The sequence below is a fragment of the Streptomyces sp. NPDC127108 genome (assembly GCF_042677545.1).
Taxonomy (GTDB): domain Bacteria; phylum Actinomycetota; class Actinomycetes; order Streptomycetales; family Streptomycetaceae; genus Streptomyces.
In genome coordinates this window covers 1-14783 of sequence record NZ_JBHXTE010000088.1, presented here as the reverse complement: position 1 = coordinate 14783, position 14783 = coordinate 1, and the positions used below count along the sequence as shown (strand labels likewise).

Here is a 14783-nt window from a genome sequence, read left to right as displayed (position 1 = left end):
CCGCCGACCGTCCCCCGTCGGCGGGCTGCCCGCCTCCTCCCCGCCTGTCCGGGTTGCCGCCGTCGATATCGCGCCACCCCGCCTGGCGGGCGGCTCGCACCGCTTCGCGGCGGTTCCTCCGCACCCGTCCATGGGGGCGGCCGCCCCCCGGCCACCCCCCGCTCCCGCTCCTGTCGGTCGGCTGTCGGTGGCTTGTCGGTGGCACCTGCTCTCATGTACGGCATGACAGAAATCGACAACAAGCCCCAACGGGGAGCGGACGGCGCGGGAAGCGCCGTTTCGGTACGGGGGCTGGTCAAGCACTACGGCGAGACCAAGGCGCTGGACGGCGTCGACGTGGACGTCCGCGAGGGAACGGTCCTCGGCGTCCTCGGACCCAACGGCGCCGGCAAGACCACACTCGTACGCTGCCTCTCCACGCTCATCACCCCCGACTCCGGCAGCGCCTTCGTCGCCGGGTACGACGTGCTGCGCCAGCCGCGCCAGCTGCGCCGCGTGATAGGCCTCACCGGTCAGTACGCGTCGGTGGACGAGAAGCTGACCGGCTGGGACAACCTCTACATGATCGGGCGACTGCTCGACCTGTCCCGCAAGGAGTCCCGCTCGCGCGCCGACGGCCTGCTCGAGCGCTTCTCGCTCACCGAGGCCGCCCGCAGGCCCGCGAAGACGTACTCCGGAGGCATGCGCCGCCGTCTCGACCTGGCGGCGTCGATGATCGGCAGCCCGGCCGTGCTGTTCCTGGACGAGCCGACCACCGGCCTGGACCCGCGCACGCGCAACGAGGTCTGGGAAGAGGTCAAGCGCATGGTCGGCGACGGCGTCACCGTCCTGCTGACCACGCAGTACATGGAAGAGGCCGAGCAGCTCGCCAGCGAGCTGACGGTCATCGACCGCGGCAAGGTCATCGCGAACGGCGGCATCGAGGAGCTGAAGGCGAAGGTCGGCGGCCGCACCCTGCGCATCCGCCCGGCCGACCCGGCGCAGCTGCACCCCACGGCCACCGCCCTGGACGAGGCGGGCCTCACGGGCCTCGCCACGACCACGGTGGACACCGAGAGCGGCACGGTCCTGGTGCCGATCCTCAGCGACGAACAGCTCACGGCGGTCGTGGGCGCGCTCACCGCGCGCGGCATCACGCTCTCCGACATCGCCACCGAACTGCCCAGCCTGGACGAGGTGTTCCTGTCCCTCACCGGTCACAAGACCGGTGAGTCGCTGGACTCCGCGGCCACGAAGGCCACCGATCTCGAGGGGGTCGCAGCATGAGCACCACCACCGTCAAGGCGCCCTCCGCGCCGCCCGCGCAGGATCGGCCCGCGCCCAAGGCCGAGCCGGACACCCGGATCGGCCTGCGCGCCCACGTGCGGCACACCAGCGCCCTGGTCCGCCGCAACCTGCTGTGGATCAAGCAGGACATGGAGTCGATGTTCGACGCCGTCCTGATGCCGATCGTCTTCACCCTGCTGTTCGTGTACGTCTTCGGCGGTTCCGTGGGCCAGGCCCTCGGCGGCGGCCGCGACGAGTACGTGCAGTACGTGATCCCCGGCCTGATGGCCATGATGGGGATGAACATGGCCATGGGTGTGGGCACCGGCTTCAACCAGGACTTCCAGACCGGTGTGATGGACCGCTTCCGGTCGCTGCCCATCGGCCGCTCCTCGGTGATGATCGCCAAGATCGTCGTCGAGCTCCTGCGGATGCTGGTCGCCACGGCGATCCTGCTGGTCGTGGCCCTGATCATCGGCTTCTCGGTGGAGAGCATCCCGGGTCTGATCGCGTCCATCGGCCTGGCCATGGCCTTCGGCGTGGGCCTGATGTGGATCTTCCTCACCATGGGTGTCGTCATGAAGAGCGCCCAGGCCATCCAGGGCATGGGCTTCCTGGTCCTGATGCCGCTGCAGTTCGGCTCGTCCATCTTCGCGCCGACGAACTCCATGCCCGGCTGGCTCCAGGCGTTCACGGACTACAACCCGCTGTCGTCGCTCGCCGACGCCGCCCGCGGCCTGATGAACGGCGGCCTGCCGGTCGCCCACGACGTGTGGGTGACGCTCATCTGGTCGGTGGTCCTGACCGGCGTGATGGCGCCGATCGCGATCCACAAGTTCCGCACCAAGACGTGACGCGGACGTCGCGCCCGCGCGCGACCCGTGGTCACAGCCCCGCCGAGGCGACGGCTTCCTCCCAGGAGAGGCCGTCGCCTTCGGCGTACGCGGCGGCGTAGCCCGCGTCGCCGAGCGCCGCGCGGACCGCCCGGTCGGCGCCGTCGCGGACCTCCCGCTCGATGGCGACGGGGACGTGGCCGGGCGGCAGCCGGGAGTCGGCGACCGCGAGCAGCCGGGCGGCGGCCGCCGCGCGGTCGGCGTCGTGGCAGGCGAGCGCGCGGGCCGCGGTCGCCAGGTGGAGGGAGAGCATCTGCGGGGCGACGGTCTGCGCCAGCGGCTCGGCGGCCTTCGCCGCGGCCCCCAGGGCGTTGTCGAGTGCACGCTCGTACTGGCCTTCGAGAGTGTCGAGCCAGGCGTGCGAGCCGAGCAGGAAACCCTCGAAGAGGGCGAAGCCGAAGACCGCGAACTCATCGCGCAGCAGCACCAGTTGCTCGCGCGCCTCCCGAACGCGGCCGGTGCGGCCGAGCACGCTGACGAGGAAGAGCCGGGCGGCGGGCAGCGCACCGTTCAGCCGGCTGCCGCTGTCGTCGGTCACCTTCCGCAGCAAAGCCTCGCCGCGCTCCTCCTGGCCCGCCTCGATGAGCACCGTGCCGAGCCGGGCGGTGAGCAGTGACACCTGGGCCCACGCGCCGACTTCCTGCGCGTGCCCTATGGCGGTCTGGAAGTCGTCCGCCGCGAGCAGGTACTCGCCGCGCCGCTCATGGGCCTCGCCGCGCGACGACAGCGCCTCGGCCGCGCCGAAGGAGTCACCGATGCGGGTGCAGATCGCCAGGGCCTCGTCGGCGTCGCTGACGGCGTCACCCGCCCAGTCGGCGCGGTTGGCGAGGATGTTGGCGCGCTGCTGGAGTGCGGACGCCAGCTCCCAGTCGAGGCCGAGCTCGCGGCAGGCGGCGACGGTCGTGTCGATGACGTCGTGCAGCCGCTCGACGTCCCCCGTCATCAGGACGGCGAAGAACCACAGGTTGCCCGGGCTGCGGCAGGTCTGCGGCAGGCCCGACTTGTAGGTGTCCCGGATCGCGCGCAGCTTCCGGTCCGCCTCCGGGGTCTGCCAGGCCACCGGGTCCATGTCCATGCAGGACAACTGGATGAGGTGCACACCGCGGCGCGCCTCCTGGAGGAGCTCACCGGACCACGGGGGCGGGGTGTCCGTGCAGCGTCCGTGCAGCGGCGCGGCAGGCGTGACGGGGCCCGCGAACGGGTCGGGGCCGAGCGCGAGCACCTCCCGGGACCAGTTCCGCGCCTCCTGCCGCAGATCGCGGATCAGCCAGAACCACGACAGGGACAGGGCGAGGCACAGCGCCTCCTGCTCGTCGCGCGCGGCGACGGCGTGGCGCAGCGCGGTGCGCAGGTTCTCGTACTCCGCCTCGAACGCCGCGATCGCCTCGCGCTGCCCGCGACGACGCAGCGCCGGGTCGGTGACGCGGGCGAACTCCCGGAAGTGGACGAGGTGCGCCCGGGTCACCCCGGCCCGCTCGCCCGCCTCGTCGAGCCGCTCGGCGGCGTACTCGGAGACGGTCTCCAGGAGCCGGTAGCGCATCACGTCGTCGTGGGCGGCGGGGGCGGCGACGACGAGGGACTTGTCGACGAGGGAGCCGAGGACGCCGGGAATGTCACGGGGATCCACGCGCCCGACAACGCCGTCACCACCGGCCGCCCCTCCCCCCTCTCCCACTACCAACTCCCCTACAAACTCCCCTCCTCCCACCCCTCCCCCTGCTCCCGCGCAGACGGCTTCGGCTGCCGCGAGGTCGCAGCCGCCGGCGAACACGGAGAGGCGGCGCAGGACGGCGCGCTCGGCGTGGTCGAGGAGGTCCCACGACCAGTCCACGACGGCGCGCAGGGTCTGCTGGCGGGGAAGGACGGTGCGGGAGCCGCTGGTGAGGAGCCGGAAGCGGTCGTCGAGGCGGTCGGCGATCTGGCGGGGGGTGAGCATCCGCAGCCGGGCCGCGGCGAGTTCGATGGCGAGCGGCAGGCCGTCCAGGCGGTGGCAGATCTCGGCGGCGGCGCGGGCGTCGTCGTCGATGCGGAAGCCGGGCCGGGCGGCGGCGCCGCGGTCGGCGAGCAGACGCAGGGCGAAGGGTTCCGGGAGCGGTTCGACGGGGCGCACCAACTCGCCCGGTACGCCGAGGGGTTCGCGGCTGGTGGCGAGGACGGTGAGGCCCGGGCACTCGGCGAGGAGCCGCTCCGCGAGGCGGGCGGCGGCGTCGATGACGTGCTCGCAGTTGTCGAGGACGAGGAGCATGCGGAGCGGGCCGCAGTGCTCGGCGAGGCGCACCAGGGGGTCGTCGGCGTGGCGCTCGGCGGCGGCCCGCAGCTCTTCGGCGCCCGCGCCGCGCAGCACCGACTCGCGGGCGCCGAGGGCGGTGAGGACGGCTTCCGGTACGTCGTCCGGGTCGTCCACGGGCGCGAGTTCGGCGAGCCACACGCCGTCCGGCGACGCGTCCGCCACGGTCTCCGCGGCCTCCTGCGACAGCCGCGTCTTGCCGGCGCCGCCGGGCCCGGTCAGGGTCACGAGCCGCGCACGGCTCAGGTCGTCCCGGATGGCGTCGATGTCTCCGGTGCGCCCGACGAAGGAGGTGAGGCGGGCGCGGAGGTTGCCCGGGGCGGGGCGGATGCGGGCGCCAGGGGTGTCCGTGCCGACGGCGCCGTCGGAGCCCGCGCCGCGGCTCGAACCGTCCGTGTCCGTGCCGACACCTACGCCGCCGGAACTGATTCCCGCGAGCGGCACGGAGGCCGACGCCCGCCCCTCTCCAACGGCCCCGACCCCGCCCACGCCCCTGACCGACGCGACCGCACCCCCCGTGGGCCGGATCAACTCCCCGTGCAGGGTGCGCAGTTCGGGGCCGGGATCGACGCCGAGGCGGTCCGCGAGGGTGCGGCGTACGCCCTCGTACGCGGCCAGGGCCTCGGCCGCGCGGCCGACGTCCCGCAGGGCGCGCAGGCGCAGTGCCTGGAGGGGCTCGTCCAGTGGGTGGCCGTCGCACAGGGCGGTGAGTTCGGGCAGCGCGGACTCGGCCTGGCCGAGGGCGAGGGCCGCGGTGAAGCGGGCGCGCAGGGCGTCGAGTCGGCGGGCGGACCAGCGGGCGGCTTCGGCCGTGTGGTCGGGCAGGTCGGTGAAGGCGTCGCCGTGCCAGAGGCCGAGGGCGTCGTCGAGGAGGGTGGCGGCCTTGGCCGGGTCGTCGTCGGCGAGGGCGCGGGTGCCTTCGCCGACGAGGCGCTCGAAGCGGTGGGCGTCGATGTCGTCGGGGGTGGCGCACAGCTGGTAGCCGCCGTCGGCGGAGACCACCGTGGCGGCGCCGAGCGCGCGCCGCAGCCGGCCGACCAGGGCCTGCAGCGCGGCGGGGGCGTCGGCCGGGGGTGCGCCGCCCCACACCTGGTCGACGAGGACGGGAGTGGGGATGCCTCGGCCCGGGCGGAGGGCGAGTGCCGCGAGGAGTGCGCGCAGGCGGGGGCCGCCGACGGGCATGGTGGTGCCGTCGGGGCGCAGGGCCCGGGTCACGCCGAGAACGCGATAACGCACCCACCCATTGTCCCCCGCCCACACCCCACCCCGACCCATCCCCCTCCCGGGCAGGCCCCCCGGCACCCCACACGCACCGACCGCACGCCCACATCACAGGCACCGTCGGCCGGGGGCTGTGCCCACCCGTGCCGCCCCTGGCGGCCCAGCTGCCCACAGCGGGGGGGCGGCAGCTGGAAGTGACCGCACCCCACCGGACCGAAAGCCGGACGCCAGGCCCCCACCGGACCGATCGCCGCCATCCGAACCGGAGGGGACGTGCCGGTATGTCCGCGCGCAGCTCGGACGACCACGACGGACGTACACACAACGCGTACCAGGCCACACACGCGAGCACGGACATACCGGCGCGGCCCCGCCCCACAACCGAAGGAGAGGCGAAGGACCGCAACCCCCTGACAGCGGCCCCGGACAGGTAGCCTCCACCAGCAACGGCACCCCGTTCCGCAGACGAAGACGAAGACGAAGACGAAGCCGAAGACGAAGCCGAAGCCGAAGGAGCACCATGACCACCGCCCCCACCCGGAGCGACCGCCGGGTCAGCCCCGTCTTCGTAGGGATCGCGGCGGTCGCCGCGGCCTCGGGCTGGGCGGCCTGGACCGGATTCGCGGACAATCCGGGCTTCGCCGTGTTCCTCTTCGTGACGGCCGCGTGGATCGTCTCGCTGTGCCTGCACGAGTACGCCCACGCCCGCACCGCCCTGCACAGCGGCGACATCTCCATCGGCGCGAAGGGCTATCTGACCCTCAACCCGCTCAAGTACACGCACGCACTGCTCAGCATCGTCCTGCCCGTACTGTTCGTGATCATGGGCGGAATCGGCCTGCCCGGCGGCGCCGTGTTCATCGAGCGGGGCCGTATCCAGGGCAGGTGGCGGCACAGCCTGATCTCGGCGGCGGGCCCGCTGACGAACGTCCTGTTCGCGGTGGTCTGCACCGCGCCGTTCTGGCTGGACGCCCTGGACGGCGTGCCGGACACGTTCCGGTACGCGCTCGGGTTCCTGGCCCTGCTGCAGGTGACGGCGGCGATCCTGAACTTCCTGCCGATCCCGGGCCTGGACGGCTACGGAGTGATCGAGCCGTGGCTGTCGTACAACATCCGCCGCCAGGTGGAGCCGTTCGCGCCGTTCGGGCTGCTCGCGGTCTTCGGCATCCTGTGGATCCCGGAGGTCAACGACGTGTTCTTCGACGCGGTGGACGCGATCCTGCGCGGCCTCGGCGTCACCGACTGGGACACCTACTGGGGCCAGCGCCTGTACCGCTTCTGGCAGGGCACCCCGGACATCCCCGTCATCAACGGTTAGCGGAGGCCGCCTCATCGCGCTGCCGCAGCGCCTTGGCCCGGCGGGCGTAGTACCAGGTCATGTTGGACGAGAGTCCGGCGATCAGCACCCACACGATGCCGAGCAGGCTGCCCTGCGCGAAGGAGACCACGGCGGCGGCGACGGACAGGACGCAGACGACGAGGGCGTACAGGGCTAGGCGGGGCATGGGGTGCGGCTCCTGGTGCGGCGATCCGGCGGACGTACCGCACCAGTGTCCCCCATGCCCCGCGCGCGCAGGAACGCGGTGACCAGATGCCGACTACACGTCGGTGACGCGCAGCCCCGCGTGCGCCTTGTACCGCCGGTTGACCGAGATCAGGTTGGCGACCAGGGACTCCACCTGATGGGCGTTGCGCAGCCGCCCGGCGAAGACGCCGCGCATGCCGGGGATGCGCCCGGCGAGGGCCTGCACGACGTCGGTGTCGGCGCGGCTCTCGCCGAGCACCATCACATCCGTGTCGATCTCCTCGATGGACTCGTCCTGGAGGAGCACGGCCGACAGGTGGTGGAAGGCGGCGGTGACGCGCGAGTCGGGAAGGAGCGCGGCGGCCTGCTCGGCGGCGCTGCCCTCCTCGGGCTTCAGGGCGTACGCGCCCTTCTTGTCGAAGCCGAGCGGGTTGACGCAGTCGACGACGAGCTTGCCCGCGAGCTCCGTGCGCAGCGCTTGGAGGGTCTTGGCGTGCCCGTCCCACGGCACGGCGACGATGACGATGTCGCTGCGCCGCGCGCACTCCGCGTTGTCCAGGCCCTCCACGCCGAGGCCGAGTTCGGCGGCCGCGGCGGCGGCGCGCTCCGCGGCGCGCGAACCGATGATCACCTTCTGGCCCGCACGGGCCAGGCGGTAGGCGAGCCCGCGGCCCTGGTCGCCGGTGCCGCCGAGCACGCCCACGACGAGCCCCGACACGTCGGGCAGGTCCCAGGGGTCCTTGGCGGGCGCCTTCTGCACACTTTCCGTGGAAGTCATGGTCAGACCTTACGTCCGTGCCGGGCGCCCGCCCCGACCGACCGCGCTCAGTCCAACCAGTGCAGCGGCACCCGCCGGAAGGCGATCGTCTCGTACGCGCTGAAGTCGCCCGTCTCGTACAGGAGCCCGACCGTGTCCTCGTCGAGGCGGACGAGGTCGGAGTACCCGGCGGGCAGCCCGTCGACGGTGTGGGCGGGGTGCCAGGTGGTACCGCCGTCGTGGCTCTTGCGGATGCTCATCTGGGCGCGGAAGCCGGGGTCGGCGGGCCCGGAGCAGAGCAGCAGGTCGGGGTCGAGGAGCTGCAGGACGCTGGCCTCGACGACGGGACCGGTGAGGCAGGACTGGGGGCGGAACGGCTTGACGAGGCTCTGGCCGCCGTCGTGGGAGTGGGCGTCGGCGCGGGTGCCGGGGGCCGGTGAGTCGTTGCGGGTGTTGAAGTAGACGCGGCCGTCGGGGAGTTCGGCGGCGGTGGTCTCGTTGACGTTGATGTAGCCGTTGGGGTTGTCGTCGATGTATCCGATGCGCCAGTTCTGGCCCCGGTCGTCGCTGAGCAGGCAGTGCCCGCCGTTGTACTTGCCCTCGGTGCCGTTGTCCGTGCCGGTGGGCGGCAGCGAGTGGTTGGCGGGGACGACGACGCGGCCGCTCCTCAGCTGGATGGCGTGGCCGGGCGTGGTCGCGTACCAGCGCCAGGTGGTCTTCTTCGTCTGCTTGGTGATCTCGCGCGGCGCGGACCAGGTGAGGCCGTCGTCGTCGCTGTGCCGCACCCAGACGCGACGGCCGTCGGCGGCGCTCACCTGGCCGCGCCGGATGGCGTCCTCGGTGGCCGCGGCGGCGTTCCTGACGTGCACGAGGAGGATCCGCCCGGTGTCGAGGACGACGGGGGCCGGGTTCCCGGCGAGGTCGGTGCCGTTGGCGCCGACGACCTGGAGCGGGCCCCAGGTGCGGCCGCCGTCCACGGACCGTTTCAGGACCACGTCGATGTTCCCGAAGTCCTCCTGCGAGCCGACCCGGCCCTCGCAGAAGGCGAGGACCGTGCCGGCCTCGGTCACGACCACGGCGGGGATCCGGAAGCTCGCGTACCCCTCGCGTCCCGCGCGGAAGGGAACGGACGTCTCGACGGTCCCGGTTGTCTCAGCTGTCTCCACTGGCATCCGTGCCCCTTCCCCAACGTGGGGGAATTCGCGGTGAATTCCCGCTGACGAATCTCCTGTTGAGGCAGTATGCGCCCCCATGGACGCCGTACGCGTCGCGCTGCTGCGCGAAGTTCTCGCCGGGACCGAATGGCCGGGTGCGACCCGCCGCTTCGCGGGCGCGCTGCGCGCCAGCGTCGTGCCGCACGGCGGCGGCCTGCTGCTCGTGGGCACACGGGAGTACGAGCCGTGGCACCTGGCCGCGCACCTCGTGGACGAGGCCGCCTGGTCCGGCACGCCGGAGCTGACGCCCACGCTCGTGCGGCACCGGCCGCGGCCGGACGCGCCCGCGCAGCTCTCGGTGGGCCTCGGCCGCATCGAGGCGGCGCGGCGGGGCGAGACGCTGCTCGTGGTGGCGCCCACCGCGCCTCCGGCGGGGCTGCTCTCGCGGGTGCATGACGCGCGCAGGGCGGGCGCGACGGTGTTCGCGCTCGGGGAGCGCGACGGCGATCTGGGCGCGCTCGCCCACGAGTCGCTGACGGTGCCGGAGGCGGCGGGCCTCGATCTGGACACCGTCCAGCACCTGGTGAGCGCGGCGGCGGGCGAGAACAGTCTGCCCGCGCCGCGGGGGCGGCGCCGGGTCCGCGACCGGCTCTCGCGACTCGCGGACCAGCTGACGGCGCCGCCGCCCGCACGGTGGTAGCGCGGCGGCGCCAGGCTGAACGACCCCGCCCACCCGTTTCCACCCGACCAAACAGTGAACGTCTCCCGCGGGGCTTGCCCGCCATCGGCGACTGCGGCTGCGCCCTGCCCTCTGGCCAGAGCTCCGTCCCGACTCCACCCGGACTCCAACCCGGCTCCCGCCCCGGAACAATTCGTTTGCGCCGTGTGTGCTCCCCCGCTGAGCATGACCCCTTGTGAAACGTTTCGCCGCGATCCTGCCCGACCTCTCCCCCTGGCACTCCACCCGCGACTTCCGGCTCCTCTGGGTGCAGGGTCTGGTCACCTACTTCGGCAGCTTCATGGCGATGATCGCCCTGCCGCTCCAGATCAAGCACCTCACCGACTCGCCGCTCGCCGTCGGCGCGATGGGGGCCGTCGAGCTGATTCCGCTCATCGTCTGCGGACTGTACGGCGGGGCGCTCGCCGACGCGGTGGACCGGCGCAAGGTGATCCTGCTGACCGAGGCGGCGCTCGGCCTGCTCGCGCTCGTGCTGTTCGTGAACGCGTTGCTGCCCGAGCCGATGCTGTGGCCGCTGTACGTCGTCGCGGCCGGTGTCTCGGGCCTCGCCGGGCTCCAGCGGCCCGCCCTCGACTCGCTCATGGCCAAGATCGTGCCGCACGACCAGCTCACGGCCGCCGCCGCGCTGAACTCGCTGCGCTGGAACGTCGGCGCGATCGCCGGTCCCGCGCTCGCGGGTGTCGTCGTCGCCTACGCCGGGCACGCGTCGGCGTACGCGGTGACCGTCGTCGGCTTCGCCGTCTCGGTGCTGCTGTGCACCCGGCTCTCGCCCGCGCCCGCCACGCACGGGGCGCAGAAGCCGTCCCTTCGGGGGCTCGCGGAGGGGGCGCGGTACGCGTGGTCGCGGCCTGTGCTGCTCGGTACGTACGCCATCGACGGGGTCGCGATGCTGTTCGCCTTCCCGAACACGATCTTCCCGTTCCTCGCGGACGATCTGGACGCCGAGTGGTCGCTCGGGCTGATGTACGCCGCCGGGGCCGTCGGGTCGCTCCTCCTCAGCCTCACCAGCGGGTGGACGTCGCGGGTGCGGCGGCACGGGGTGCTCGTCGTGTGCGGGGCCGCCGGGTGGGGGCTCGCCATCACCCTGGCCGGGGTCCTCGGCAATGTGTGGCTGGTGCTGGTCTGCCTGGCGCTGGCGGGGGCGGGCGACATGCTGAGCGGCCTGGCCCGCTCCACCATCTGGAACCAGACGATCCCCGACGAGCTGCGGGGGCGTCTCGCCGGGATCGAGGTCCTGTCCTACAGCGTCGGCCCCCAGCTCGGCCAGGTCCGCGCGGGCGCCGCGGCGGGCTGGTCCGGCACACGCCCGGCGATCTGGTCCGGCGGCCTCGTCTGCGTCGGCGCGGTGGGCGCGCTGGCCGCCGCGATGCCGTCCCTCCTGCGGTACGACGCCTCGACGGACACCGACGCCCGCCGCCGCAGGGAGGCCGCGGAAGCGGCGGCCTAGGTCGGCTGGGGCACCCCGGCATTCCGGCAGCCCCAGCCGGGGACATCGCGCACCCCGACTGACCGGCACCGTCGGCCGGGGGCTGTGCCCACCCGTGCCGCCCTGCGGCACGACTGCCCACAGCGGAAACGGCAGAAGTCACCTCGCCCACTCTCACAGCGCTGACAGCAGGCACAACTCGGCCCACACTCGCAGCGGCAGCGGACTCTACATCCCGCACCCGCCGACGGCGGCCAACCCCCGCAGGCGGCGTTCACTGTGCGGTCGAGTGGAAACGGGATGGGGGTCCCCCCTGCTCTTTAAGAGCTTGGGGGAGGGTGGGTGATATCCCGCCGCGGCAGCGGCGGGACAGGGAACCGCCCAGCGCGCCGCAGGCGAACCTAGTCCTCCTCGCCCCGCGCAGCGGAATCGTGCCACCGAGGATCGGTGTCCCATTCGAGGTTCCGCTCAGCGGCGGTCTCCATCGCGCGGACGGCCTCCTCCCGGGAGGCATAGGGACCGAAGCGGTCCTTGCCGGGGCACTCCGGCCCCTCCTCGACCTTCTTGTGCTCCAGGCAGTAGTACCACTCACCCGGCTTGCCGACGGTCCGCTTCTTGAACAGGGCCATGTCCGGCTCCTCTCTCTCCCGCCATGCTGCCCCACGGGCGCTCGTTAGACTCGCTGGCATGTCTGGCCAGTCACTGCTCGTACCAGGGGAGCTCTCTCCCACCCGCCCCGTGCCCGGAAACATCAGGCGCCCGGAGTACGTCGGCAAGCCCGCGCCGACTCCGTACAGCGGACCGGAGGTGCAGACCCCGGAGACCGTCGAGCTGATGCGGACCGCGGGCCGCATCGCCGCGCGCGCGATGGCGGAGGCCGCGAAGGCGATCGCGCCCGGCGTGACCACCGACGAGCTGGACCGCATCGCGCACGCGTACATGTGCGACCACGGCGCCTACCCGTCGACGCTCGGCTACCGCGGCTTCCCGAAGTCCCTGTGCTCGTCCGTCAACGAGGTCATCTGCCACGGCATCCCCGACTCCACCGTCCTGAAGGACGGCGACATCATCAACCTGGACGTGACGGCTTACATCGGCGGCGTGCACGGCGACAACAACGCGACGTACCTCGTCGGCGACGTGGACGAGGAGTCGCGGCTGCTCGTCGAGCGCACCCAGGAGTCCCTGAACCGCGCCATCAAGGCGGTCAAGCCGGGCCGCCAGATCAACATCATCGGCCGGGTCATCGAGTCGTACGCCAAGCGCTTCGGCTACGGCGTCGTGCGCGACTTCACGGGCCACGGCATCAACTCGTCGTTCCACTCCGGCCTGATCGTCCCGCACTACGACAGCCCGCACGCGACGACGGTCATCCAGCCCGGCATGACGTTCACGATCGAGCCGATGCTGACGCTCGGCACGCACGAGTACGACATGTGGGACGACGGCTGGACCGTGGTGACCAAGGACCGCAGGCGGACGGCGCAGTTCGAGCACACGCTGGTGGTGACGGAGACCGGCGCGGAGATCCTCACGCTGCCGTGACCGTGCGCGGGTGACCGTGCGCGTCACCGAGAGCCGAAGCCGGGGCCGCCCCGGGCCGGACCAGATTGTTCTGGGCCGCCCGGGGCGGCCCCTTTTTCTGATCGTTTACGCATCCCCGACGGGGAACGGGGTACCGTTTTTACCGACAGGATGTCGGGAACCAGTTGACTTAGGTAAGCCTAACCTTGGATGATCGGTCCTGGCCACACCGCATTCCCGCCCTTCTTCGGTTCCGGAGGTCCCATGGACACGGCGATCACTCAGCCCCCCACGTTCTCGACGCTCATCCGCACCGCGTCCCACGAACAGCACACCGAGGCGGAGTCGTCGACGTTCATGGGCGACCTGCTCGGCGGCCGCCTGGACGTGAGCGCGTACGCGCGGTACACGGAACAGCTGTGGTTCGTGTACCGAGCGCTGGAGGACGGCGCCGCGACCCTCGGCGACGACCCGGTGGCCGGACCGTTCATACGGCCCGAGCTGGCCCGGGTGGCCGAGCTGGAGCGGGACCTCGCGCATCTGCGGGGCGCCGACTGGCGCGCGGGCCTCACGGCCCTGCCCGCCACGGCGGCGTACGCGGCGCGGGTCGAGGAGTGCGCGCGCACCTGGCCGGGCGGTTATGTCGCCCATCACTACACGCGCTATCTGGGGGACCTGTCCGGCGGGCAGATCATCCGCGGCAAGGCCGAGAAGACCTGGGGCTTCGACCGCAAGGGCGACGGCGTCCGGTTCTACGTCTTCGAGGGCATCGCCAACCCCGCCGCGTTCAAGCGGAGTTACCGCGAACTGCTCGACGGCCTCGACGTGGTCGTGCCGGACGAGCTGGAGAAGCAGCGCATCGTGGACGAGTGCAAGCGGGCGTTCGCCCTGAACACGGCGGTCTTCCGGGAGCTGGGGGACGAGTTCCCGCTGTCGGCCTGACCGCCTGCCCTCACGTCGGTGGACGCCGATCGCGCTGCGCGCTCGTCCTCGAACTCCCCCGAGCTCTGAAGGAGCAGGGGGGACCCCCACGACGGGCTCCCCTCACTCGTCCACCGAATGCAGCCGTGCGCGTCACACCAAGCTCGGCTGCCGAGGGAACGCCACCCGGCCGCCCAGTTCGATGAAGTCGTCGGGGCCCGGGGCCGTGAGCAGTTGGGAGCCGCGGCCCTGGGTGATGTTCAGGGCGCGGCCGAGTTCGCGGGTGAGCAGCAGCGCCGCCGCCCCGGTGGCCTCGTCCTCGGTGATGCCGTCGCCCCGCCCGGGAAAGCCCCGCGCGCGTACGCGCCCCGCCGCCTCGTCCTCCCACGCCCACGCGTAGATCCACTCCCCCGCGGGCGGCACGGCGAGCGCCTCCACCTCGGCCGCCGACGCGTACCGCCGCAGGGTCCGCTCCGGCGCCCAGTCGGCCCGCGCCACGATCCAGCTGAACTCGCCGTCCTGGTGGGCCTCGACGACCCCGGCGGCGGTGACGATCTCGGGCACGTCGAGCAGCCACGCCGCGCCGACGCACGGGTATCCGGCGAACGGCAGCCGCGTCGAGGGTGTGTAGATGTCGATGGCCCCGCGCTCGGGGTCGTCGACGAACACCGTCTCGCTGAAGCCGAGTTTGGCGGCGAGCGCCTGCCGGTCCACCCGCTCGGGCACCCGTGAGCCGTCCCGTACGACGCCCAGCTCATTGCCGTACCGGCCGTCCGGGGCGCAGAAGACCCGCAGGACGTCGATGCCGTCGTGCACGTCCGGCACGCCCGCCGTGTCCCGCGTGTCCGGCCCGCCCCACGCGTCCGTCACATCCCGCGCCTCCGGCCTGTCCGGCCTGCCCAGCCTGCCCGGCCTATCCGGTCCATCCGGCCCGTCCGGCGCGCCGTGCGGCTCGCGCGTGCCGTGTTCGTTCGCTGCGTTCACCCGGGCATTGAAGCATCACGTGCCCCATGTCCCTCACCCGCGCACCCACGCCCGACGGCGGGCACCCGGCGCGCCAAGCGCCGGGT

The 14783-nt window shown here is 72.8% G+C and carries 13 protein-coding genes; 7 read left to right on the top strand and 6 right to left on the bottom strand.

All coding sequences use genetic code 11. The features are described 5' to 3' along the window. Positions 1-222 precede the first annotated feature (222 nt). On the top strand, positions 223-1266 hold the full coding sequence (locus ACFVHO_RS39995; protein ID WP_385725458.1) for an ATP-binding cassette domain-containing protein: 1044 nt from the start codon (positions 223-225) through the stop codon (positions 1264-1266). Continuing rightward, complete coding sequence (locus tag ACFVHO_RS39990; RefSeq protein WP_385725457.1) at positions 1263-2120, top strand: ABC transporter permease; 858 nt, start codon at positions 1263-1265, stop codon at positions 2118-2120. Before ACFVHO_RS39995 ends, ACFVHO_RS39990 begins: the two co-directional genes overlap by 4 nt. A 31-nt stretch (positions 2121-2151) precedes the next feature. Here the strand turns inward: ACFVHO_RS39990 and ACFVHO_RS39985 are convergent, their stop codons facing one another. Continuing rightward, the gene (locus tag ACFVHO_RS39985; protein WP_385725456.1) at positions 2152-5721 is read right to left on the bottom strand and encodes a BTAD domain-containing putative transcriptional regulator; all 3570 of its coding nucleotides are present in this window, start codon (positions 5719-5721) and stop codon (positions 2152-2154) included. A gap of 466 nt (positions 5722-6187) precedes the next feature. Here ACFVHO_RS39985 and ACFVHO_RS39980 point away from each other — a divergent pair, with 466 nt between their 5' ends. Further along, complete coding sequence (locus ACFVHO_RS39980; RefSeq protein ID WP_385725455.1) at positions 6188-6985, top strand: site-2 protease family protein; 798 nt, start codon at positions 6188-6190, stop codon at positions 6983-6985. On the opposite strand, the gene ACFVHO_RS39975 is transcribed toward ACFVHO_RS39980, so the two are convergent. The 3 genes from ACFVHO_RS39975 to ACFVHO_RS39965 all read right to left on the bottom strand — a co-directional run bounded on the left by ACFVHO_RS39975 (position 6975) and on the right by ACFVHO_RS39965 (position 9121). After that, positions 6975-7172, bottom strand: a complete 198-nt coding sequence (locus ACFVHO_RS39975) for a hypothetical protein (protein ID WP_385725454.1) — start codon at positions 7170-7172, stop codon at positions 6975-6977. The two genes, ACFVHO_RS39980 and ACFVHO_RS39975, sit on opposite strands and share 11 nt — an antisense overlap. Before the next feature lie 93 nt (positions 7173-7265). Then, positions 7266-7970 carry an NADPH-dependent F420 reductase gene (npdG, locus tag ACFVHO_RS39970; protein ID WP_385725453.1) on the bottom strand — a complete coding sequence of 235 codons (705 nt, stop codon included), beginning with the start codon at positions 7968-7970 and terminating at the stop codon, positions 7266-7268. Between the two features lie 47 nt (positions 7971-8017). Further along, positions 8018-9121 carry an exo-alpha-sialidase gene (locus ACFVHO_RS39965; RefSeq protein ID WP_385725452.1) on the bottom strand — a complete coding sequence of 368 codons (1104 nt, stop codon included), beginning with the start codon at positions 9119-9121 and terminating at the stop codon, positions 8018-8020. 79 nt (positions 9122-9200) lie between these two features. Between ACFVHO_RS39965 and ACFVHO_RS39960 the strand changes: the two genes are divergently transcribed. Both ACFVHO_RS39960 and ACFVHO_RS39955 read left to right on the top strand, forming a co-directional pair. Then, the gene (locus ACFVHO_RS39960; RefSeq protein WP_385725451.1) at positions 9201-9803 is read left to right on the top strand and encodes a hypothetical protein; all 603 of its coding nucleotides are present in this window, start codon (positions 9201-9203) and stop codon (positions 9801-9803) included. A gap of 214 nt (positions 9804-10017) precedes the next feature. Continuing rightward, positions 10018-11289, top strand: a complete 1272-nt coding sequence (locus tag ACFVHO_RS39955; protein WP_385725450.1) for an MFS transporter — start codon at positions 10018-10020, stop codon at positions 11287-11289. A gap of 380 nt (positions 11290-11669) precedes the next feature. Here ACFVHO_RS39955 and ACFVHO_RS39950 read toward each other — a convergent pair whose 3' ends face one another. Beyond that, positions 11670-11897 carry a hypothetical protein gene (locus tag ACFVHO_RS39950; RefSeq protein WP_385725449.1) on the bottom strand — a complete coding sequence of 76 codons (228 nt, stop codon included), beginning with the start codon at positions 11895-11897 and terminating at the stop codon, positions 11670-11672. 58 nt (positions 11898-11955) lie between these two features. On the opposite strand from ACFVHO_RS39950, the gene map reads away from it, so the two are divergent. Together map and ACFVHO_RS39940 are read left to right on the top strand one after the other, a co-directional pair. Continuing rightward, on the top strand, positions 11956-12813 hold the full coding sequence (gene map, locus ACFVHO_RS39945) for a type I methionyl aminopeptidase (RefSeq protein ID WP_385725448.1): 858 nt from the start codon (positions 11956-11958) through the stop codon (positions 12811-12813). Positions 12814-13056: 243 nt separating this feature from the next. Continuing rightward, positions 13057-13734 carry a heme oxygenase (biliverdin-producing) gene (locus ACFVHO_RS39940; RefSeq protein ID WP_385725447.1) on the top strand — a complete coding sequence of 226 codons (678 nt, stop codon included), beginning with the start codon at positions 13057-13059 and terminating at the stop codon, positions 13732-13734. A gap of 132 nt (positions 13735-13866) precedes the next feature. On the opposite strand, the gene ACFVHO_RS39935 is transcribed toward ACFVHO_RS39940, so the two are convergent. Beyond that, the gene (locus ACFVHO_RS39935) at positions 13867-14517 is read right to left on the bottom strand and encodes a PhzF family phenazine biosynthesis protein (protein WP_385725459.1); all 651 of its coding nucleotides are present in this window, start codon (positions 14515-14517) and stop codon (positions 13867-13869) included. Between the last annotated feature and the right edge of the window lie 266 nt (positions 14518-14783).